The 19365-nt window shown below is 65.5% G+C and carries 19 protein-coding genes; 12 read left to right on the forward strand and 7 right to left on the reverse strand.

Annotation, left to right across the window (positions count from 1 at the left end):
- Positions 1-92 precede the first annotated feature (92 nt).
- Positions 93-719 (reverse strand): CE1759 family FMN reductase, encoded by a 627-nt coding sequence (locus ACVWY0_RS11990; protein WP_485836892.1) that lies wholly within the window; start codon positions 717-719, stop codon positions 93-95.
- A 452-nt stretch (positions 720-1171) separates the two neighbouring features.
- Here ACVWY0_RS11990 and ACVWY0_RS11995 point away from each other — a divergent pair, with 452 nt between their 5' ends.
- The 8 genes from ACVWY0_RS11995 (at position 1172) to ACVWY0_RS12030 (ending at position 8399) form a co-directional block, all read left to right on the forward strand.
- A complete protein-coding gene (locus tag ACVWY0_RS11995) occupies positions 1172-2263 on the forward strand; it encodes a hypothetical protein (protein WP_485836893.1) in 1092 nt (363 codons plus the stop codon).
- Position 2264: 1 nt separating this feature from the next.
- A complete protein-coding gene (locus tag ACVWY0_RS12000; RefSeq protein WP_485836894.1) occupies positions 2265-3095 on the forward strand; it encodes a glycosyltransferase in 831 nt (276 codons plus the stop codon).
- Complete coding sequence (locus ACVWY0_RS12005) at positions 3085-4368, forward strand: MATE family efflux transporter (RefSeq protein ID WP_485836895.1); 1284 nt, start codon at positions 3085-3087, stop codon at positions 4366-4368. The genes ACVWY0_RS12000 and ACVWY0_RS12005 overlap by 11 nt, the downstream gene beginning before the upstream one ends.
- Positions 4365-6143 (forward strand): glycosyltransferase, encoded by a 1779-nt coding sequence (locus tag ACVWY0_RS12010; protein ID WP_485836896.1) that lies wholly within the window; start codon positions 4365-4367, stop codon positions 6141-6143. Before ACVWY0_RS12005 ends, ACVWY0_RS12010 begins: the two co-directional genes overlap by 4 nt.
- On the forward strand, positions 6140-6478 hold the full coding sequence (locus ACVWY0_RS12015; protein WP_104062931.1) for a hypothetical protein: 339 nt from the start codon (positions 6140-6142) through the stop codon (positions 6476-6478). Before ACVWY0_RS12010 ends, ACVWY0_RS12015 begins: the two co-directional genes overlap by 4 nt.
- Positions 6475-6699, forward strand: coding sequence for a hypothetical protein (locus ACVWY0_RS12020; RefSeq protein WP_252611452.1), 225 nt, complete (start codon positions 6475-6477; stop codon positions 6697-6699). The genes ACVWY0_RS12015 and ACVWY0_RS12020 overlap by 4 nt, the downstream gene beginning before the upstream one ends.
- Positions 6696-7748, forward strand: coding sequence for a hypothetical protein (locus tag ACVWY0_RS12025; RefSeq protein ID WP_485836897.1), 1053 nt, complete (start codon positions 6696-6698; stop codon positions 7746-7748). Before ACVWY0_RS12020 ends, ACVWY0_RS12025 begins: the two co-directional genes overlap by 4 nt.
- Positions 7749-7976: 228 nt before the next feature.
- On the forward strand, positions 7977-8399 hold the full coding sequence (locus ACVWY0_RS12030) for a DUF1801 domain-containing protein (protein WP_485836898.1): 423 nt from the start codon (positions 7977-7979) through the stop codon (positions 8397-8399).
- Between the two features lie 150 nt (positions 8400-8549).
- On the opposite strand, the gene rplI is transcribed toward ACVWY0_RS12030, so the two are convergent.
- The 4 genes from rplI to rpsF all read right to left on the reverse strand — a co-directional run bounded on the left by rplI (position 8550) and on the right by rpsF (position 10348).
- Entirely contained in the window at positions 8550-9002 is a 453-nt protein-coding gene (gene rplI / locus ACVWY0_RS12035) for a 50S ribosomal protein L9 (protein ID WP_056341694.1), read from the reverse strand.
- Between the two features lie 17 nt (positions 9003-9019).
- The gene (rpsR, locus tag ACVWY0_RS12040; protein WP_003800144.1) at positions 9020-9259 is read right to left on the reverse strand and encodes a 30S ribosomal protein S18; all 240 of its coding nucleotides are present in this window, start codon (positions 9257-9259) and stop codon (positions 9020-9022) included.
- 128 nt (positions 9260-9387) lie between these two features.
- A complete protein-coding gene (locus ACVWY0_RS12045; protein ID WP_056341689.1) occupies positions 9388-9969 on the reverse strand; it encodes a single-stranded DNA-binding protein in 582 nt (193 codons plus the stop codon).
- 73 nt (positions 9970-10042) lie between these two features.
- Positions 10043-10348 (reverse strand): 30S ribosomal protein S6, encoded by a 306-nt coding sequence (rpsF, locus tag ACVWY0_RS12050; RefSeq protein WP_011693941.1) that lies wholly within the window; start codon positions 10346-10348, stop codon positions 10043-10045.
- A gap of 425 nt (positions 10349-10773) precedes the next feature.
- Here rpsF and ACVWY0_RS12055 point away from each other — a divergent pair, with 425 nt between their 5' ends.
- The 3 genes from ACVWY0_RS12055 to ACVWY0_RS12065 all read left to right on the forward strand — a co-directional run bounded on the left by ACVWY0_RS12055 (position 10774) and on the right by ACVWY0_RS12065 (position 15507).
- Positions 10774-13467: an AAA family ATPase gene (locus ACVWY0_RS12055; protein WP_485836899.1), complete on the forward strand. Its 2694-nt coding sequence runs from the start codon at positions 10774-10776 to the stop codon at positions 13465-13467.
- Between the two features lie 244 nt (positions 13468-13711).
- Positions 13712-14875, forward strand: coding sequence for a DegT/DnrJ/EryC1/StrS family aminotransferase (locus ACVWY0_RS12060; protein WP_485836900.1), 1164 nt, complete (start codon positions 13712-13714; stop codon positions 14873-14875).
- A complete protein-coding gene (locus ACVWY0_RS12065) occupies positions 14872-15507 on the forward strand; it encodes a NeuD/PglB/VioB family sugar acetyltransferase (RefSeq protein ID WP_485836901.1) in 636 nt (211 codons plus the stop codon). The genes ACVWY0_RS12060 and ACVWY0_RS12065 overlap by 4 nt, the downstream gene beginning before the upstream one ends.
- A gap of 99 nt (positions 15508-15606) precedes the next feature.
- On the opposite strand, the gene ACVWY0_RS12070 is transcribed toward ACVWY0_RS12065, so the two are convergent.
- Entirely contained in the window at positions 15607-16605 is a 999-nt protein-coding gene (locus ACVWY0_RS12070) for a glycosyltransferase family 2 protein (RefSeq protein ID WP_485836902.1), read from the reverse strand.
- A complete protein-coding gene (locus ACVWY0_RS12075; protein WP_485836903.1) occupies positions 16598-17458 on the reverse strand; it encodes a glycosyltransferase family 2 protein in 861 nt (286 codons plus the stop codon). Before ACVWY0_RS12075 ends, ACVWY0_RS12070 begins: the two co-directional genes overlap by 8 nt.
- A gap of 684 nt (positions 17459-18142) precedes the next feature.
- On the opposite strand from ACVWY0_RS12075, the gene ACVWY0_RS12080 reads away from it, so the two are divergent.
- On the forward strand, positions 18143-19365 hold a 1223-nt coding region (locus tag ACVWY0_RS12080), incomplete at its 3' end, for an Ig-like domain-containing domain (protein WP_485836904.1).

Consider the following 19365-nt stretch of genomic DNA (forward strand, 5'->3'; position numbering starts at 1 on the left):
GACCGGGAAGACCGAATAGTTCAGCAGCCGGGATCCCGGGCGCTGACGGGGGAGCTTTGCGGACGGGCGCGGACTTTGCGGACCGGCGCGCCTTAGCGTCCGCCGGAAATGCCTGCCAGGAGCTGCGCGAACGGCAGGGACTCCAGTGCCGCCGGCTTGCGGCCGGGCTGATCCTCCGCGAGGAGGGCGGCAAACTCAGCCGCCGCACGGTCGATCCGCGACGAGAGGGGCGAGCCGCCGTCGTCCGTGTTTCCCCAGTCCTGGGGGCCGGCGAAAACGGCCGTAGCGGCCATCCTGGTGCGCAGGTAGCTGAACAGCGGGCGCATCGCGTACTCGAGAACCATCTGGTGGCGGTCCGTGCCGCCAGTGGCACCCAGGAGGACAGCCTTCCCGTCCAGGGACTTGGGGTCCAGGACGTCAATGAAGGACTTGAACAGGCCGCTGTAGGAGGCGCTGAACACCGGGCTAACGGCAATGATGCCATCGGAAGCCTCCACGCCGGCAATGACATCCGCCAGGCGAGGGGCCGCATAGCCGGTGACAAAGTTGTTGGCGATGTCGACCGCGAGGTCCCGGAGCTCAACGACCTCAACCTTCACCTCGAAACCCGCATCGGCGAGGCGGTGCTCTGCTGCAGCGGCGAGCTGGTCGGCGAGCAGCCTGCTCGAGGACGGCACGCCCAGGCCGGCGGACAGTACGGTGATGCGGCGGGTTTCCACTTGGACTCCTGAGGTTCGATACAGCCTATGCTACATGTGTTTGCATGTATCGAGATAACCGATGCCTGTCCGCGTTTATTCCAGCGGTGCCAGGTCACCGGCGGTTGCACTCCGGGCGGCATGATACGAGCATCTGCGTTTTCCGGGATGCGCGGGACGGGCACCGCTTCTACCTAAAGCGCTTACGGGATAAGTCCCCAATGCACCTAACAGATCACTCGGCGTTGCCCCTCCACACCTAGCTCTGGCGGGAGCACGAAATTCCCTATGTAGGACGCGATACAAAAAGCGAGTACTCAGTACTGGTGTTTACCTGGCCGGGCTGGTCATATGCTCAATTTACGGGCAGAGTCACTCGGCCGGGGGTTTGGAATCCCTCTACGGGCACTGGCTGGATTAGTCGCCGGGGCCGAGACACCATCCGACCGAGACCACCCAGACAGGAGATGACCATGCGCACCTGGCAGACCAAGGCACTGCACTTCGACATCCACGGCCGCGTCACGATCCGCGTCGACGCAAAGGCGCCGGCAGCGACCCAGCTCCAGAGTATGTTGGCGTGTTTCGCCACCGACACCGAACGGCCGGCCGACATCGTCGTCGATGCCGGGCCGGAGCCGATGCCGGATGCGAGTCTGCTCGAGCACGAGCTCGCGTACACGGGGAACAGCGTGCGTTTCCAAGCCGATCGGGTCCAGGTCGTGAGGGACGGAGAGCAGTGGCGCATTCACGGGCCGGGCGAGCTGTTGACCTCCGTGGTCCCTGTTCTCGATGCCGCCATGGTCGGTCGAGGAGCCGGCATGATCCACGCGGCAACGATGGCGTACCGGGGTCACGCGATTGCGCTTCCCGCCGCCGGAGGGACCGGCAAGACGAGCACCGCCGCCAAGCTGATGCGGCGCGAGGGGTGGTCGTTCATGGGTGACGACTGGGCCTTCCTCGCCGAGGACGCCACGCTGCTCGGCTACGCGAAGCCGATGTTCATCAAGCCGCACCACCGGGACATCTACCCGCACCTGTTCGAAGGTGTCCGGAAGCCCCTCGTCCCGTCACGGCTCTCGGGGAGCGTCGGCCGTCTCACTACGGTGGTGCATCCGTACGTCATCCGTTATCCGCGCCTCGCGGACTTCTCCCGGCGATGGTCGCCGGAGCACCGCATGGTCGAGGCAGGGACCGCGTTCCCGGGGCGAGAAGTGACGACGTCGGCTCCGCTCGCGGCCGCCATCTACATCGAGCGCTTCGAGGGCGCCCGGTCTCGGATCGTCGAGCGGACGACCGAGTGGATGGTCGACCGCATGATCGGCAATTTCCACATCGAGATGGCGGGCTTCTCGCAGCGGGTCGTGACTGGGCTGGCGGCCACGTCCGTCGTCCCGTGGCGCGAGCACTTCGCGGCGAAGGGGGTCGTGCTGAGCAAGGCACTCGACGGACGTCCCTGCCACCTGCTGCAGGTGCCCTCCGCGTACACGGCGGACGAAGCGTCGGACGACATCGTCCGGTATCTCGAGGAGCTGCTGCCGTCGGTCCTCGACCAGGAGGCCTGAGGTGCGGGACACAGAGAGTCACAGCCCTGCCGAGGTCACCGCGGTCGTTCCGGCCCGCAACGCGGAGCACCTGCTCCCGCGCTGCCTGGGGGCCCTGCGTCAGTCCGGTGTAGCCGAGATCATCGTCGTGGACGGATGCTCCACCGACCGCACCGTCGACCTCGCCCTCGCGGCCGGTGCCCGGGTCCTGAGTGACGAGGGGCGCGGCCTGCCATGGGCTCGAACGCTCGGTGTGCGAAGCAGCAGCACCCGTTGGGTCCTGCTCGTCGACGCCGACGTCGTGTTCGGGCCCGCGGGGGTTGCCGACCTGCTCACGGAGCTGGTCGAGGGCGGCTACGACGCCCTCCAGGCCGGCTTGGAGAGTGTCGCTGGACCGGGCTACTGGGGGCAGGCGCTGGCACATCACCATCGCACCGGCCGCAGCCGCAACTGGTTTGGGCTCGTGGCGACGATCGTCGACCGAGACCTGATGCTGGGCGTGGGTTTTGACGACTCGTTCAAGTCGGGGGAGGACATCGAGCTGCGTTGGCGGATGCGGGAGTCAGGGCTGCGAACGGCGGTGTCACGCCGGGTCGTCGTCGAACATCGTTTCGCCGCAGACGACTTCGACTTCGCGCTCGACCAGTTCCTCATGGACGGAACGGGACTGGGACGAATGGTCCGCAAGCACGGCTGGCGCGGTGCGAGGTTGGCGCTACTGCCCTTCGCCGCGGCAGTCCGGGGCAGTGCCTTGAGCCTCGCCGCGGGCCAGCCTCGGTGGCTGCGCTACTACTTCGCCTTCTGCTGGTATAACTACGCCGGCCTGGCGAAGGGGTTGCGTCGTGAGCGCTGAGCGGGGGACCACTGTCAGGGACGCCTCGACCGTCCGGCACTCCGCCTTGCGGAGCTCGCTCGGCCTCATCGTGGGCAAGGCTGCCCAGATTGGCTGGGGTTTTGCCTTCTGGGTCGTGGCCGCGCGCGCGACGTCAGACCGTGAGGTCGGGCTCACCATGGCCGCGGTCGCGGCAGTGATGATCTGCACGCAGCTCGCGGTGCTGGGTGCCGGGTCGGCCGTAATCGTCGCGGTGGGGCGAGGAGAGCCCCCCGCACGGGTGCTGGACGCGGCGTTCGCCATCGTGGGGGTAGCCGGCACCGTGCTGGCCCTCGGCTACCTCGTGCTGCAGTCGGCTGTGGCGCCGGACACGGCGTCGGCATCGGTTCTCTTCTGGCTTACGTTCCTCGCGGCTGCCGTCACCGGCACCTTGGTGATTGTGCTGGACCAGGCGCTCGTGGCGTTGGGACGCGGTGCCAGCGCGACCTTGAGGTACGCGTTGGGCGGCGGGGTTTCACTCGGGGCTGCAGCGCTCGTGTCCTGGCAGGCGCACGGCGCCTCCGCCGACGTCGTAATGGCCTGCTGGACCCTCGGGAATACGGTGGCGTGCGTCGTCGGTGTGATCCAGCTGCGAAAACTGATTGGCTACCGGCCGCGACCATCCTTGCGCTCGGCGCGCGGCCGTCCACTGCTGGCGGTGGGTATTCCGTACCAGCTCCTCACCCTCACCGAGCGCGCCCCCGGGCTGGTGCTGCCGCTCCTGCTGGCCCACACGGTGGCGCCGGAGATCGCTGCCTACTGGTATCCCGCATGGATGATGGCCTGGGCCGCCTACTCCGCTCCGATGTTGATGGGCATCGTCCAGTTCTCCGAAGGCGTCCGCGACCCGCACCGCCTGGTGTCTACAACCTGGGCGAGTCTCCGTTGGTCGCTTGCCGTAGGAGGTCTGGCGGCAGTCGTCCTCGTCCTCCTCGCTCACCCGCTGCTCAGTCTGCTGGGCGAGCGGTACGCCGACGCATCCGCGGACGCTCTGCGGTGGTTGGCGGCCGGACTGGTGCCGTACGCGGTGCTGCAGGCGTACAACGCCGTGTGCCGGGCTCTCGGCCGCTACACAGAGCCGATCGTAGTAGGCGTGACGCTCGGAGTCGCCCTCTGCACCTCAGCGCTGTTCGTCGCCGGAACGGGCCCCGGCGCCATGGCCCTTGCGTGGCTGGTGGTGCTCTCCACTGGGGCCGTTGCGGCCGGCCTCCGGTTAGTCGCCGTTCTCCGGCGCATCACGAAGGAGTCACGATGACCACCACAATTGAAGCACCCAAACGCATCCAGGGACGCTGGAAGCCCCGTGACGTGTGGTGCGCACTGGCGGGAGTAGTGTCACTGGCTCTTGCCGTGTGGGCCGCGTCCACGGTGGCAGTGCCCGTTAGCAGCGATCTGGGGCTCGCCGCCGTGCTCCCCTACCCGTTCTGGGTGGGGGTTCTGATCCTGAACGTCGCCTTCATCGTGGCGCTGCGCGGAGATGCCGCGGGCCCTGCGCGCCGCCCGGTCATGTTGTGGCTGGTCGTGGTGCTGGTGCTCGTGCTCTTCGGGACCGCAGCCTTCGTGACGGACGTACCGCGGGGTGAGGTCGCGTTCCGTCATCTCGGCATTGCGGACGCCCTCTCGCGCACCGAGGGGATCGACCCCGACATCGATGCTTACTTCAACTGGCCGGGTTTCTTCGCCCTTCTGGCGACGGTGCTGAAGGCGACCGGTCTCGACCCGGTGACCGTTGCCCTGTGGGCACCGGTGCTCAACATGGGACTGTGGCTCGCTGCCCTGAGTGTGCTGACGGGCTACCTGACGCGCGATCCGCGGCGGCGCTGGCTCGTGCTCTGGATCTTCTGCCTCGGCAACTGGCAGGACCAGGACTACTTGTCTCCCCAGGCCTTCGGCTTCTTCCTGTACCTCGTCGTGATCGCGCTGGTCCTTGGCCCGCTGGCCGCGCGGACCCCTAAGTTTCTCGGCTTCGGACGCGCCGACCTGACGGCGTGGTGGCTAGGGCGGTCGCCCGCAGAGCACCGGCCGGGGCACCGGGTGAGCGCCCTCGCGGTGACCCTCTTGCTCATAACGGTCATCAGTGCGAGCCATCAGCTGACGCCGTTCCTGGTGCTCATCACCGTTACCGCTCTCACCTTGAGCGGACGTGTCTGGCCCAGCCGGCTGCCCCTGATCACCGCGGTCGTGCTGGCGCTTTGGCTCGTCTTTCCCGCCAGTGCATACCTCGCCGGAAACCCACCCCTGGCGGAAGGAGGACTGCTGGCCGCGATCGACGCCAACGTCGTCGACCGCGTGAGCGGGACTGCCGGCCACGTGCTCGTGGTGCAGGTCAGGGTCCTTCTCACCCTCGTGCTGTGGGCGCTCGCCACGGCGGGGGCCGTGCGCGACTGGCGCAGGGGGCGTCTCGACATCCGGGTGGTCCTCCTCGCCGTCACCCCACTGCTGCTCTTCCCCGTGCAGTTGTACGGCGGGGAGATGCTCATCCGCGTCTCGCTTTTCGCGTTGCCCTTCATCGCCCTGCAGGCGTGCTCGGTCCTGCTTCCCGCGGACGGCAGCACACGCCCCTCCTCCCGCGCCGCGGGTGGCCTTGTGCTCACGTGCCTCCTGCTGGCCGGGATGACCGTGACAGGCCGGTTCGGGAACGCCCAGTATGACGTCTTCACCGACAATGAGATCACCGCCGTCGCCGCTGTGAAGCGTCTCGCGCCCCCCGGCTCGATGATCATCTCGGCGTCCACCCCGACGCCGTGGCGCAGCGAGGCATACCTCGAACACCGGTACCGGACGATCGACTTCATGTGCAAGTCCGACTTGTCGACGGCGACGTGCGGCCCACTCGTCTACGAAGACGCCAGGGACAACCCTGCCGGTGCCGTCGTGCTGCTCACGCGCTCGTCGGAGGCGAGTCTCGTGCTCCGGGGCGTCAGCAGCGAGGGCAGCTTCGACGAGCTGGAGGCGTGGTTGAGCGCGCAGGACGGCGTGGAGCTCGTGTTCAGCAACGTTGACGCACGCGTTTACCGGGTGACACCATGAACGCCGGCATCAGCCGGCCCACCGCGGTGCTCGGTCTCGCGGCCGTCGCACTGTCGCTGGTGACGCTCCTCGGGCTGCCGACACCGCTGCAGGCGGTCGCCGCGATAGCCGTCCTCATCCTGCTTCCAGGGCAGGCACTGGCCCGCCTCACGCCGGTTACCGACTTCGCGCTCCGCGCGCTGCTGGTCCTGGCGCTTGGCCTCGCCGCCCTCACGGCGGTGTCCACGGCGATGTTCTACCTCGCTGTGTGGTCGTGGCAGGCATGCGTTGTCACGATGGGCGTCATCACCATCCTCGCGTGCATAGCACGCGCACGACAGGAGGCCGTTTCATGATCGATCTGTCGGTACTGCTCGCGACAGCCGCGCTGGTCGTCACCCTCGCCCTGCTCGTTACCCTCGTCGGGCTTGAGGTCCGACGCGTTGGGCCGGAAGCCGGTCAGCCCACGACACGTCCGAGGCTACTCGGCCGGACAGTGAGCCGCAGGGTCGTGGCCGTCATGTGGATGGTGTCCCTGCTCTTCTTCCTTCCACGTGTGTTGGAACTGCTAGCGTGAGCCGCCCGGCACGGTGGTGGCTCCTCAGCGACCTGCACCTGGGTGTGTCCGACGACGACCCCCGGTGCCCCGGCAAAGTGCTGCCCGATTTCCTGCGCCGCGAGGTGCTCGCTGCCTCCGGTCTGCAGCAGCACGTCGTCTTTGTCGGTGACACGTTCGAGCTGGCTGGGGTCAATGAGGACGAGAGCCTGGCCCGGCTCGAGTCCATCCTCGTCCGACATCTCGAGACGTTCCGGGCGCTGGAGGAGTGTGCGGCGCGCGGCGTGCAGCTGCACTTCGTGTGCGGAAACCACGATGTGGAGCTGGCCCGGCCCTCGGTTGCGGCCCGCCTGTCGGCGCTGCTGTCCCCCGCAGAGCCCACGCGGGTCCGGGTGCACCCGTGGTTCCTGCACGTGCCCCATGTGCTCGTGGCCGAGCACGGGCACCAGCACCACGCGCTGCACCGGATTCCCGAGGTGCTCCGCGCGGCGGTCAACGGCACCGACGAGCTGGACCTTCCGCCGCTCGCCGCCTGGCACGCCCATCCGTCGAGGTCGCGCCTGGGCCGTGCCGGGGCCGTTGCCCGGTCGTGCCTGGCGTCGGAGCTGGCGGAACGTCGCATTCGGGAGCCCGCGTACGACGAGCTGTTGCAGGGCGAGTCACTGCGGCTCGCGCTCGACGGGGTGGCCGTTCGGGACCTGGCGCGCCTGTCCCGGTTCCGGACGGTGTCGGCGCTCCCGGTCGCCGCGACTCGCATAGTGCTCTCGGCCGCCGGGCGCAGAGTCACCGGCGAGAAGGCTCCTGCTGCAGCGGGCCGGTTCGCACGTACCCTCGAGGCGCACGGTTCCGGAGTGGCCTGGTACGTCTCGGGCCACACCCACCGGGCCCTCGAGGCGGCGATCGAGGCGTCCCCCACCCGGTACGTCAACACCGGCACGTGGTGTTCGGACGTCCGCGGTCGCGGACCCGACCAGTCGGACCGTCGGGCGTTCCCGTATGCCGTGGTCGACGCCGCCCGCGACGGCACCACCAGCGGCGGGCTGCGGTACTGGCGTCCGGACGGTGGCTGAGCCGTACCGGTGTCAGCGCACCGGAGGCGGGCTGCACGCGCGCGTGCAAGGATATGAGCGGCGAGCGAGGCAGCCTCCTCGGGCGTCACCCAGGACAGGTCTAGGTGTAGTTACCACGCAGGGTATGACGACGGCGGCGCGCGCGGGGAGTTTTCTGGCTCACCGCCGCAGGCTACCACCCGGACCGGCGCGGCTGACAAGTGACCTGGGCTCTGCCAGACTTCCGTCATGGCTGAAAACAGGACCCACGCAACCGGCGCGTCAGTGGACGAATTCCTGGCGGCAGTGGAGCACCCTGTCAGGCACCGTGATGGCCTGCGGCTGCTGGCGCTCATGAGGGAGATCACCGGCAAAGAGCCCGAGATGTGGGGGCCGACCATCGTGGGCTTTGGGCGGTACCACTACAAATACGAGAGCGGCAGGGAAGGGGATGCGGCGGTGGTGGGCTTTTCACCCCGGAAGGCAAGCCTCTCGCTCTACGGGCTGACGTACGGGCCCGAGGCTGCGGAACTGCTGCCCCGGCTCGGTAAGCACAAGACCGGTGCGGGGTGCCTGTACGTGAACAGGCTCGAGGACGTGGACCAGGCAGTGCTGGCCGAGCTGATCAAGTCAGGCTACAGGCACGTGACCACGGCCCTTCACAGCCCCTGACTGACGCGCGAGATGGCACTTAACCGCAGTCCCGGGCACCGACACTGCCGCCAAGTGCCATGTCGGCGCAGCGCAGGGCACAGAAAACCCCCGCCGCCGGTGAAGGCAACGGGGGTTTTTGTGCAGTTTGAGGCTGCGTAACCGGAAAGGCTACTTGCCTGCGACTACGTTGAGTTCGATCACAGCGGCAACGTCAGCGTGAAGGCGGACGTTGGCCTGGTAGGAACCAACCGACTTGATGTGTGCCGGCAGTTCAACCTTGCGCTTGTCGATTTTGCCAAGGCCAGCGGCCTCAACAGCGTCGGCTACGTCGGCCTGCTTGACGGTGCCGAACAGGCGTCCGGTCTCGCCAGCCTTGACGACGAGCTTGACCGGCTTGGCGGAGAGTGCAGCGGCCTGCTTCTGAGCGTCTTCCAGGGAAGCGTGCTCGCGGGCGGCGCGGGCAGTCTTGATGGACTCAACCTGCTTCTCGCCACCCTTCGACCAGGTCAGGGCGAAGTTGCGGGGCAGCAGGTAGTTACGTGCGTAACCGTCCTTGACCTCGACAACGTCGCCAGCGGCACCGAGACCGGTTACTTCGTGGGTCAGAATGAGCTTTGCCATGTTAGTCAGTCCCTTCCTTAGCCGCGGCCAGCGCCGGAGTAGGGCAGCAGTGCAACTTCGCGGGCGTTCTTGATTGCCTGGGCGATCTTGCGCTGTTCCTGCACCGTGACGCCAGTGACGCGACGGGCGCGGATCTTTCCGCGGTCGGAGATGAACTTGCGCAGCAATGCTACGTCCTTGTAGTCGATGACAGTGATGTCAGCGGCCTTCAAGGGGTTGGACTTTGGTTTGGGCTTACGGAGTTCAGCCTTAGCCATCGTGGAGCTCCTATTCTATGGAGCCCGTGGATGTTGATCCACGGGATGGTGGTGGTCCGACGGCGGCAGCCACGTCAGGTGCCTTGCGGCACTTTCGGCGGTCCCGGCGTCGGGCCTAAATGATTGGTTTAGAAGGGAGGTTCGGAATCGGGGCCGTTGCCCCAGCCACCACCTGCATTGGAGACACCGGGCGTCGCCCAGGGATCCTCCTGTGCAGCCGGCTGGTTGCCGCCACCGAAGCTTCCACCGGAGTTGCCGCCCTGGTTTCCACCAGTGTTGCCGCCTCCGAAGCCACCGCCGCTGTTGCCGCCGCCGAAGCCACCCTGACCACCCTGACCGCCGGAGCGCTGGGTGCGGTTGACCTTGGCATTGGCGTAACGCAGGCTCGGGCCGATTTCATCGACTTCGAGCTCGATAACGGTGCGCTTTTCGCCTTCTTTTGTTTCGTAGGAACGGCTCTTCAAACGGCCGGAAACGATCACGCGCATGCCCTTGGTGAGGGACTCGGCAACGTTCTCGGCTGCTTCACGCCAAACCGCTGCGCGGAGGAACAGGGTTTCCCCGTCCTTCCACTCATTGGACTGGCGGTCAAAGGTGCGCGGGGTGGAAGCGATGGTGAAGTTCGCGACTGCCGAACCTGACGGTGTGAACCGCAATTCCGGGTCACTGGTGAGATTACCGATGACCGTAATAGTGGTTTCGCCTGCCATCTACTGCCTCCTTGTTCGATCCTGGGTGAAGAATTCGATCCTGCGGGGTAAAGAATGAAAATCGGAGCTGAAATTACTCAGCAACAACCTTCTGCTCTTCGGGGCGGGTGATCTTGGTGCGCATGATGGTCTCGTTAAGAGACAGCTGGCGGTCAAGTTCCTTGGCGGTGTCCGGCTTGGCGGTGAAGTTCACCACGGCGTAGATACCCTCGGACTTCTTCTTGATTTCGTAAGCCAGTCGACGACGGCCCCAGATGTCAACCTTTTCGATGGTTCCACCATCGTTGGTGATGACGTTCAGGAACTTCTGAAGCGACGGCTCAACGGTACGCTCTTCGACCTCGGGGTCGATGATTACCATCAATTCGTAAGGACGCATATGTGAACCCACCTCCTTTGGGCTAAGCGGTTACGGCATTTCCGTAACAGGAGGTTCATTTGCGATGCCGTGCGATGCCCGGCCAACAGAACGGAGGCAGGGCGCAGCACAGACTTCAATATCTTAGTGCATTTGGACCGGATAGGCGATTCGCGCTTGACTCAAGGCTACGCGTAGCGCGCGCGTCGCCGGAAGCGTCCGGCGGGCTATGTGGATAACCCGGGAAACAGGCTCCGCGCATGAGGCAAAAGTCTCTGGTGCCCGCCGCGGAACAGGGCTATATTTGCAAGAACGGCTGGGTACCGTGCTGGACGCAATGACGCGGCCAGGAAAGCCGGTCCGCGTGTCGCGCAAGCGGCTGGATGGACCCAGGATTTTGGATAGAGCAAGCAGTTCGGTCTCCTTCTTCGATGGATGGGGACCACATGTCGTTAATAGGCAGAAGCAGGGAATTGGACCGGATACTCTCCGTAATCCGGGGTCCTAAAGATTCAGCCCTCAAGGTGGTGGGCCGGCGCGGGATGGGCAAATCCGCCCTCCTGTCCGAGATTCCCCGCCTCTCCGACTTCCGGACCGTTTTTCTCACCGCGAGCGTGTCCGAGTCCGACTGGCCGCTCTCCGGCCTTACTGCGCTCCTCACCGGCATCGACGACCCCGTCCTTAACCGTTTCGCCGATGAACTGCTGCGCGATTCCAGCGGCGCCATGAACGTCCCCACTGTCTCCACCATGCTGCTCAACGGGCTGCACCAGCGCTCGTCATCCCGGACGGTCATCGTCATCGATGATGCCGACCAGCTGGACCCCAGCAGCCAGGCCGTGATCGGCTACCTGGCACGCCGGCTGACCGGGACGGACATGGCACTGTTTATGAGTGTGCGGGAAGAGACTGCCGAAAGTCCCTTCGCCTCCCTGCCGGCCCTCCAGCTGGCGCCGCTGAGCTACAACGACACGGTCCGCATGTTGGAGTCCATTCCGGCTCGGCAGACCGCGACAGCGGCGGTCCATGCAGTTGCCGCGGCCACCCAGGGGAACCCGCTCGCCGCCGTCGAGCTTTTTGGGCTGCTGCTGGAACGCCAGGCCGAGGGAAAATACGCACTCCCCGTCCCGCTCCCCGGCAAAGGCAGCTTCGAGGCCGAGTTCGCCGCCACCGTGGGCGGGCTCTCGCCAGGTGCGAGGCAGGTCCTGGACCTCCTCTCGCTGTCCTGCCGCAGCGATATCGCCACCCTGGAACGGGCATACGACCAACTGTGGGGCGGGATCGACGAACTGCTGGCAAATGGCATGGTCAACAGGTCCGGACCACACCTGAGGATCCAGGACCAGCTGCTCCGGGGCTACGTTTATGCTGCCATGACACCGGCAACGCGGACCGCCAGCCACCGTGCCATGGCGGCCGCGGCGGAGCCCGCGGACCCCTATGCCCACCGCTGGCATCTGAGTTTTACCGCTTTGGAGCGGCAGACTCCGTTTGGCCTGCTCCGGTTTGCCGTTGACCTGATCCGAAGCGGCGAGGTGCCCTTCGCCGTCGAGTACATTGAACGGGCCCTGACGATCAACCCCTGGGAAGCGGAGACCACCGCCAGGCTCACCACGGTGGCCGAACTGCTGTTGAACAGGGGTGAGTTCGTCTACGCCAAGCGCTACCTGGACTGGGCCCAGCGGGTGACGCGGAACCCTGCCTTGGTCCTTCGACTGACAGGCCTCGCCTTCGAGATCCAGTTCATCCAGGGCGGCGCCGTGCGCTCCAGCATGGTGCTCCGGCTGGTGAAGGAATTCGGACAGCATGATCCGGCATTTGCAGCCCGCCTGCTCGTGGCCGGTGCGCTGTACTACGCGGACCGTTGGGAGCTTGAGGATGCCGCCGGCCTGGTGCAGTACGCCGAGAAGTACCTGGACCATGCCTCCCCCGACTGCCTGGCGCTGGCGGAGAGCGCCCGGCGACTCATCGAGGTGATCGGCGGGAAGTCCGGACAGTTCGGCCGCAAGCCCGACGGCGGGAACGAAACGGTGGCGGCCCTTCTGGTACAGGGCCGCGCGCTGGCCTATGCCGAACACCATGCTGCCGCCCAGGAGGCCTTTGCCCGGGTGCGGAACGTCCTGGAGGCCAATACCGTCAATTGGCGGGAAACCGCCGCTTTCTTTGCTGTGGACAACGAAATCCGTGCCGGCAACGTCCGGAAAGCCGTGAAACTGATCGAGGACCTTGAACTGGCCGAACCGGAAACCAAATACCACCGTGGAATGCGGCACGTCTTCCGGGTCTGGCGGGCCAATGCGCTCGGAAACGAGGAACTCGCCCACGCCTACGCAACAGACGCACAGCACTTCTCCGGGGCGGAAAGCCACCCGGCCATCACGGCGCAACTGGCCGCGTGCCAGGGGCATTTTGCCCTCATGCGCGGAAATCTCGCCGAGTCCTTCGCGCAGCTGTCCCGGGCAGCGGAGATCGGCCAGGCCTTCAGCAACCCGACTCTGCTGCGCTGTGAGGCCGATCTGGTGGAAGTCCTGGTCAGGCTGGGCAGGCACAGGGAAGCCGCCCAGGCACTGTGGCACTTGGAAAGCCGGGCGGTGGGCCTGCGTTCGCCCTGGCTCATGATGGCGGTTGCCCGGAGCCGGGCGATGCTGGCTGACGGCGAGCAGTCCCTCCAGATGTTCAATGATGCACTTGCAGGCAGGAACGCCCAGGAATCCCTGCTGGAACGCGCCAGGACACTGCTCTGCTACTCCGAACGCCTCAACGCCTTCGGCCGCCTTCGGAGCGCCCGGGACGGTCTGCTTCGTGCCAAAGTGATGTTCGACGAAGCGGGTGCCCGTGCCTGGGCCCAGCACGTGGACTCGCTGCTGCTCGACGAGCGGGTGGAACCAGCCGGCACGCCCGACAATCCGGCGATGCTGATGCTTGCAGACCACGAACGCGTGCTGGCGCGAATGGTGGCCCGCGGGATGCGGAACAAGGAAATCGCGGCCACCCTCTATGTGTCCGTCCGTACCGTGGAGGTGCGCCTGACTGCGATTTACAGGAAGCTCGGAGTCGAATCACGAGCCCAGCTGACGGCCCTTGCGGCCGGCAAGGAAGCCGCCCTGGCTAAGGAGCCGTTCGTCCTTCCTGCCGTCTAGGACAGTAGCCGGGCGGCGTGCCCCCTGATGGGGTACATTCCGCCGCCGGGCCCCCGGCTGAGGCGCCGGCGTTGCAGGTACCCGCAGTTCCCGCATTGTTCCCGGTCAGCGCCCGCAGTACCGCCTCCGTTCCGCACCGGAACGGGACGGAACGGACTAATTTTGCAATAGGCAATGCACATCCCGGAGCTGCACGTGGGAAGGACTCGGACATGAGAACGGCCACCAGGAAGGTCGGTGCACGGTGACTGCGGAAACCGTCCTTGCCCGCATCAACGTCATGGAACCCTGGCTCGGCGACAAAGAAGCCCGAGCCGTGGCGGACGTCCTGGCCACCGGTCTGCTCTCGCAAGGGCCCAAGGTCAGGGAGTTCGAGGCGAGGTTCAGCGCCTCTCAAGAAGTGCGCCACGCCGTCGCAACCTCCAGCAGTACCACCGCGCTGCACTTGGCGCTGATAGTGGCCGGCATCGGTCCCGGCGATGACGTGGTGGTGCCGTCGCTGGCCTTCATCGCCACGGCGAATGCGGTGACGTATATCGGGGCTCGGCCGGTTTTCTGCGACGTGGACCCCGCCACCGGGACTGTGACGGCGGCCACGGTCCGGGCGGCATTGACCCTGGACACGCGAGCCGTGATCGTGGTGGACCAGTCCGGCGTGCCCGTTGACCTGGACCCCGTCCGCGAACTGTGCGACCGTCACGAAATCACTGTGATCGAAGACGCCGGCTGCGCCGTTGGCTCGGAATACAAGGGCAGGCCCGTGGGCACGGGGGCCGATATTTCCGTGTGGTCGTTCCACCAGGACAATGTGCTGACTACTGGCGAGGGCGGCATGCTGACAACCCACCGGGCGGACTGGGCGGCACGGGCCCGGAGCCTCCGCGGCCACTCCCTGAACGTGCCGGCGGCGGACCGTCGCGGATCCCGCATTGCCGCGCCGGAGGTGTACGTCGAGGTCGGCTTCGACTACCAGATGACGGATCTGCAGGCCACGGTCGGCATCGTGCAGCTGGGCCGGCTGGGCGAGATAGTGGCTCGCCGCCGGGAGATCGCCGCGAAGTATGAGGCAGGGCTTTCCGGCCTGGCGGGTCTGCGGTTTGTGGCCGACCCACCGTACGGGACGGCCAACTTCCAGTCCTTTTGGGTCGAAGTCCTCCCGGATTTCGCCATTGACCGCGAAGGGCTCCTGGCCCGCCTGGCCGATGCCGGAATTTCGGCGCGCCGCGGCGCCATGGCGGCTCACCGGCAGCCTGCCTACCGGTGGCGCGAAACTGGCAACGCAGGGCTCCAGAACACCGAACGGCTGACGGACCGGACCCTAGTTCTCCCGATTTTCCACGGCCTAGACAACGTGGGCCTGAACCGGGTCATGAACAGCGTACGGGCGGCCGCCGGTGTACGCCGGTGAGCGAACTCGTGCTGATCGCAGCAAGCGGGCTGGCCCGGGAGGTCCTGACCATGGTCCGCGCCAGCGGGCAGTACGACGTCGTCGGGCTGCTCGATGACGACAAGGAAATGGCAGGCATCACCGTGGACGGCGCGCCGGTCCTGGGGACCATTGACGACGCCTACAAGTTCACGCACGCACTGGTGCTGGTATGCCTGGCCTCGGGAAAATCCCGGGAAGCCGTGGTGGAACGGCTGGCGGCCCAGGGCGTGCGCGATGCCCGGTACGCCACTGCGATCGACCCCACCGTGGAGTGCCCCGAGGGTTGCCGGATCGGCCGGGGCAGCATCCTGCTGCGGAATGTGACGCTGACGGCTTCGGTCACGCTTGGGGCGCATGTTGTGGCCATGCCGTCCGTGACTTTCACGCACGACGACGACGTGGCGGACTTCGCGACGTTCGCCGCCGGTGTGTCGCTGGGCGGCGGAGTCCGGATCGGCCGGGCGGCCTACCTGGGACTGAATTCCAGCGTCCGTGCACGGACTTCAGTGGGGTCCTACGCGACTGTTGGCATGGGGGCGGCAGTGTTGAGCAACGTACCCGACGGCGAAACATGGGTCGGCGTCCCAGCCCACCCTATCGATCAGGAATGAGGCAGGGAAAGCACTCCGGCGGCAAGGCGCACTCCATGGCGGGGGCCAGCTTCAGTGCAGCCCGCTCCTCGACCGGGCTAGGTTCGTCGACGCGTTCGCTCACTGGACCTCCCTCCATGGTGTGCCTATGAGCGCTGTCCCGGCCGATGCGCGGCCCTCGATATGCGCGACCCGGCGCCCTCGCAGATAGCCAGCGGCAGTGCACGCCAAAACGGCCATCACCGCACCCGCGCGGCCCAAGCCCTGGGGGTTGTCGCCCCGGCCCCAATCGCGCACTCCCGCAAAAACGGCCCGTGGCAGTACGCTCCGGACGTAGCGCCGCTCAGGGCCGAGTGCCCGCTTGTGGCCAACGATCTGGCTGACCTGGGCTTTGGAGATACCTTCGGACCAGGAACGCGACAGCATGTAGGGGATGGTTCCCCTGTCGGCAGGGACGTGGTGACGAACCAGAGCGGCCGGCTCGTAGACGATCCGTGACCCAGGCGCGCCCATCTTGGAGCGGATGCAGATTTCGGTCTCCTCGCAGCCAAGCGGTTTCGTGCCCTGCCGGCCGAGGGAGACATTGAATCCGCCCACCTGCCGGAGGACTTCGAGCCTGAAGGACATGTTTGCGCCGATGACGTTCCGGACCTCGGCGGCCACCTTGGGCATTCCGCGGTGGCTGCATCCTACGATCCAGTCGAGCTCTTCACCGAAGTAGCCCGGACGGCCCGTTTCCCACACCGGTTCCACGCGGCCGCCGACGGCCAGGACATCAGGATCGTCATAAAGGGCGAGCAGCCGCTCCAGCCAGTCCGGCGCGGCTTCGGCGTCGTCGTCCAAGAAAGCCACGACGTCGGAATCTGCCAGGCCCACCCCGGTATTTCGTGCGCCTGAGAGCCCCGGGGGGCCGGAGCTCTCAACTACTGTCACGTTGTCCACGATCTCGATGAGCCGCTCATACAGAGCCTCGTTGTGGTCAATGACCACCAGAATCTCGTGGGGCGCGACCGTTTGGGCCCGGACGGACTCGATGACATCCAGTAGCAGGTCCCAACGCTTCGCGGTGTAGGTACAAATGACAATAGAGGCCGTCGGCGGCGGGTTAAGGCTAAACATGCTGGCCTCCCCGAGCCGCGGAGAGAACCGTTTGGGGATCCATAGGCGTCCGCGGGACACTGACATTTGCGTAGGTATATTTCACCCGGCGGAGGGCTTCAGGTCTGGCGCCTGCGGTGGGCGCCTCCCACATGGTGCATTCGCGCGCCAGCGTTCCCAGTACCCGCCAGCCATCACGGAACGTCTGCAGGTTCGACGCGCCCGAGATCCGGTCCAGCTCCAGGCTGGGGACTTCGGCAATGCGCAGACCGGCCTTTGCCGCCCGGACAATCAGCTCGGTCTCAATTTCAAAGCCGTCCGATTCCAGCTGAAGGATCTCCAGGCATTCCCTCCGAAACGCAATATATCCATAGCAAAGGTCAGAATAGTTGCTATGCAGGACCGCATTGGCCAATCCGGTCAGAGCGCGGTTGCCGGCCTTCCTCAGCCGGGTCAGGTCTTCGGATCCTCCGCCCGTGACATGGCGCGAACCCTTAACGAAGTCGAAATCGTGCTGAAGCGGGGCAACGAACCAGCCGATCTCCTGGGGATCCATGCTGCCATCCGCATCCAGCATGACAATGATGTCCCCTGAGGCTGCGGCAAAACCCGAACGGAGGGCCACGCCCTTACCCTTGCGCTGCTCATCGACGATGACAAGGTTGTCGCGGATAGCGCGGGCTACTCCCACCGTGTTGTCCGTGGAACGGCCGTCCACGATGACAACCTCGTCCACATACGAGGGAATCCGGCGAAGAACCCACGGGATATTCCTCGCCTCGTTCAGGGTGGGAATGACGACACTGACTGACGCCCTCGGAGCTTCAAAGGCCAGCATCGGGAATGTTATTGGGAGCTGGGTTGAAATAGACAAATACCTCACCACTTCATGACGCTTGCGGATTTAGTCAACTCCGCACTCAGCTCGGAAGTTGAGCGCGGCACTAGCGCTTCATCCGGTCATGGGTCTGGTCTCTGGCCCAGCTCGCATTTATTGCCATTGACTCTGGCCGTGCAAAGAGCCTACGTGGCGCTCCATGAGCTATCACGAGTAGTCAGTACTCGCTTTTAAGGGCACTCCCGCTGACTGTTCGTAAGTACAGGGATTTACCAACGGGTGAATTCTTTAGGTATGGGGTATTAGGAACACAGTAATTATTAGGTACAGGGCTGTCATTGTGCGCCTCATTGGGCGCTCCTACGCTTGGTGCCTAGGGCTTCTGCCGTCGTTTCTGTCGACGCATATGCGGAGCTCAGGCGTGACATCCAAGAACCCAGGAGATCAGCCATGAAGATAAATAGGCCCGTCAAGTGGCTAAGCCAGGCACTCGTCCTTAGCACCCTAGGCGTAACGCGGGGAGGTGGTCGCTCGGCTGGTCTTCGTCTACGCGGGTCGCGGAATCTGCGGCTCCATGCACTGCTGACAGCACTGCTGGTTGCGCTGGGCGCTCTGGTGGTGCCGGTCGCGGCGTCGGCAGCTCCGGGTGATGTTGGGGTCGAGGGCCCGTCGCATTCGGGGACGGGGACGCCGACGGGTACGAAGCGGGCGGAGAGTGCGTTGTGGTTCAACGACGGGGTCTGGTGGGGGAACCTGTGGGACACTGCCAGCTCGGATTTTCATATCTTCCGGTTCAATGCCGCGACGAGCTCGTGGGTCAATACGGGTGTGGCGACGGAGACGCGGGCGAACACTCATCATGACGTGTTGTGGGACGGAGCGACATTGTATGTGGCGAGCCATCAGTTCGTCAACGACGGTCTGCCTGCTGAGCCGAACTTCCCGACTTTGATGCGGCGTTACAGCTACAACTCGAGTACGAAGACATACTCGCTGCTGAGTTCTACACAGATCAACAACTATAAAGTTGAGGTCCTGACCATCGATAAGGACTCGACTGGTCGGGTGTGGGCCACGTGGCAGCAGGGGAACCGGATCTATTTGAACGTCACTGGCACGGATGGCAAGACCTGGGGGACGCCGTTCCCGCATCCGGCGTCGTTGAGCAACGTATCTGTGGACGACACCTCGGCTGTGATCGCATTCGGACCCGGCAAGATGGGTCTGATGTGGAGCCGGCAGGTTGGTGACGTCACCGACGGCATGTACTGGAGCTACCACGTCGACGGAGCGTCGAACACCACCTGGACCACTCCTGTCGCGGCGGTGTCGGGGCAGCGCAGCGCTGATGACCATATGAACTTGAAGTGGCTGGACTCCTCGGGTGACCGGGTTTTCGCCGCCGTCAAGACGTCGTTCACGGCGGCGCCTCAGCCGCTGATCCAGCTGTTGGCATTGAGTGGTACGACGTGGTCGGCGCACCCGATCGCGCCTGTGTCCGAATGCCCGAACCGGGTGATCGTCCTGATTGATGAGAGCACGCAGAGGCTGCGTACCTTCGCTACCTATCCGAAGCCGAGTGGCACGACGAACGCTGGTGTCTGCACTACGTCGGGGGGTGCGATCTACGAGAAGTCCACGTCGCTGGACAGCATCAACTTCACTACCGCGAAGACGGCTCGTATCGTGGACGCCGACCAGTATGTCCACAACGTGACGTCGACAAAGCAGAACCTCAACAGCGCGGCGCGGGGCACGGCCAACAGCGGTCTGCTGGTGCTCGCCGATGTGAACGCCACAAGCCGGTACTGGCACTTTCACGACCCCAGCGGTGGTGGTGGGGATACGACGGCTCCGACCGTGACGGGTACCTCTCCGACTGATGGGGCAACTGGTGTGGCGGTGACAGCGGATGTGACGGGGTCGTTCTCGGAGGCGATGGA

The sequence above is a fragment of the Arthrobacter sp. UYNi723 genome (genome assembly GCF_054057635.1).

Bases quoted from the DNA above. Each gene is read 5' to 3' on its own strand.
- rpsF (WP_011693941.1), bottom strand. From the start codon at position 10,348: ATGCGTCCTTACGAATTGATGGTAATCATCGACCCCGAGGTCGAAGAG.
- rplI (WP_056341694.1), bottom strand. From the start codon at position 9,002: ATGGCAAAGCTCATTCTGACCCACGAAGTAACCGGTCTCGGTGCCGCT.
- ACVWY0_RS12010 (WP_485836896.1), top strand. From the start codon at position 4,365: ATGACCACCACAATTGAAGCACCCAAACGCATCCAGGGACGCTGGAAG.
- ACVWY0_RS12015 (WP_104062931.1), top strand. From the start codon at position 6,140: ATGAACGCCGGCATCAGCCGGCCCACCGCGGTGCTCGGTCTCGCGGCC.
- ACVWY0_RS11995 (WP_485836893.1), top strand. From the start codon at position 1,172: ATGCGCACCTGGCAGACCAAGGCACTGCACTTCGACATCCACGGCCGC.
- ACVWY0_RS12055 (WP_485836899.1), top strand. From the start codon at position 10,774: ATGTCGTTAATAGGCAGAAGCAGGGAATTGGACCGGATACTCTCCGTA.
- ACVWY0_RS12030 (WP_485836898.1), top strand. From the start codon at position 7,977: ATGGCTGAAAACAGGACCCACGCAACCGGCGCGTCAGTGGACGAATTC.
- ACVWY0_RS12045 (WP_056341689.1), bottom strand. From the start codon at position 9,969: ATGGCAGGCGAAACCACTATTACGGTCATCGGTAATCTCACCAGTGAC.
- rpsR (WP_003800144.1), bottom strand. From the start codon at position 9,259: ATGGCTAAGGCTGAACTCCGTAAGCCCAAACCAAAGTCCAACCCCTTG.
- ACVWY0_RS12070 (WP_485836902.1), bottom strand. From the start codon at position 16,605: ATGTTTAGCCTTAACCCGCCGCCGACGGCCTCTATTGTCATTTGTACC.
- ACVWY0_RS12020 (WP_252611452.1), top strand. From the start codon at position 6,475: ATGATCGATCTGTCGGTACTGCTCGCGACAGCCGCGCTGGTCGTCACC.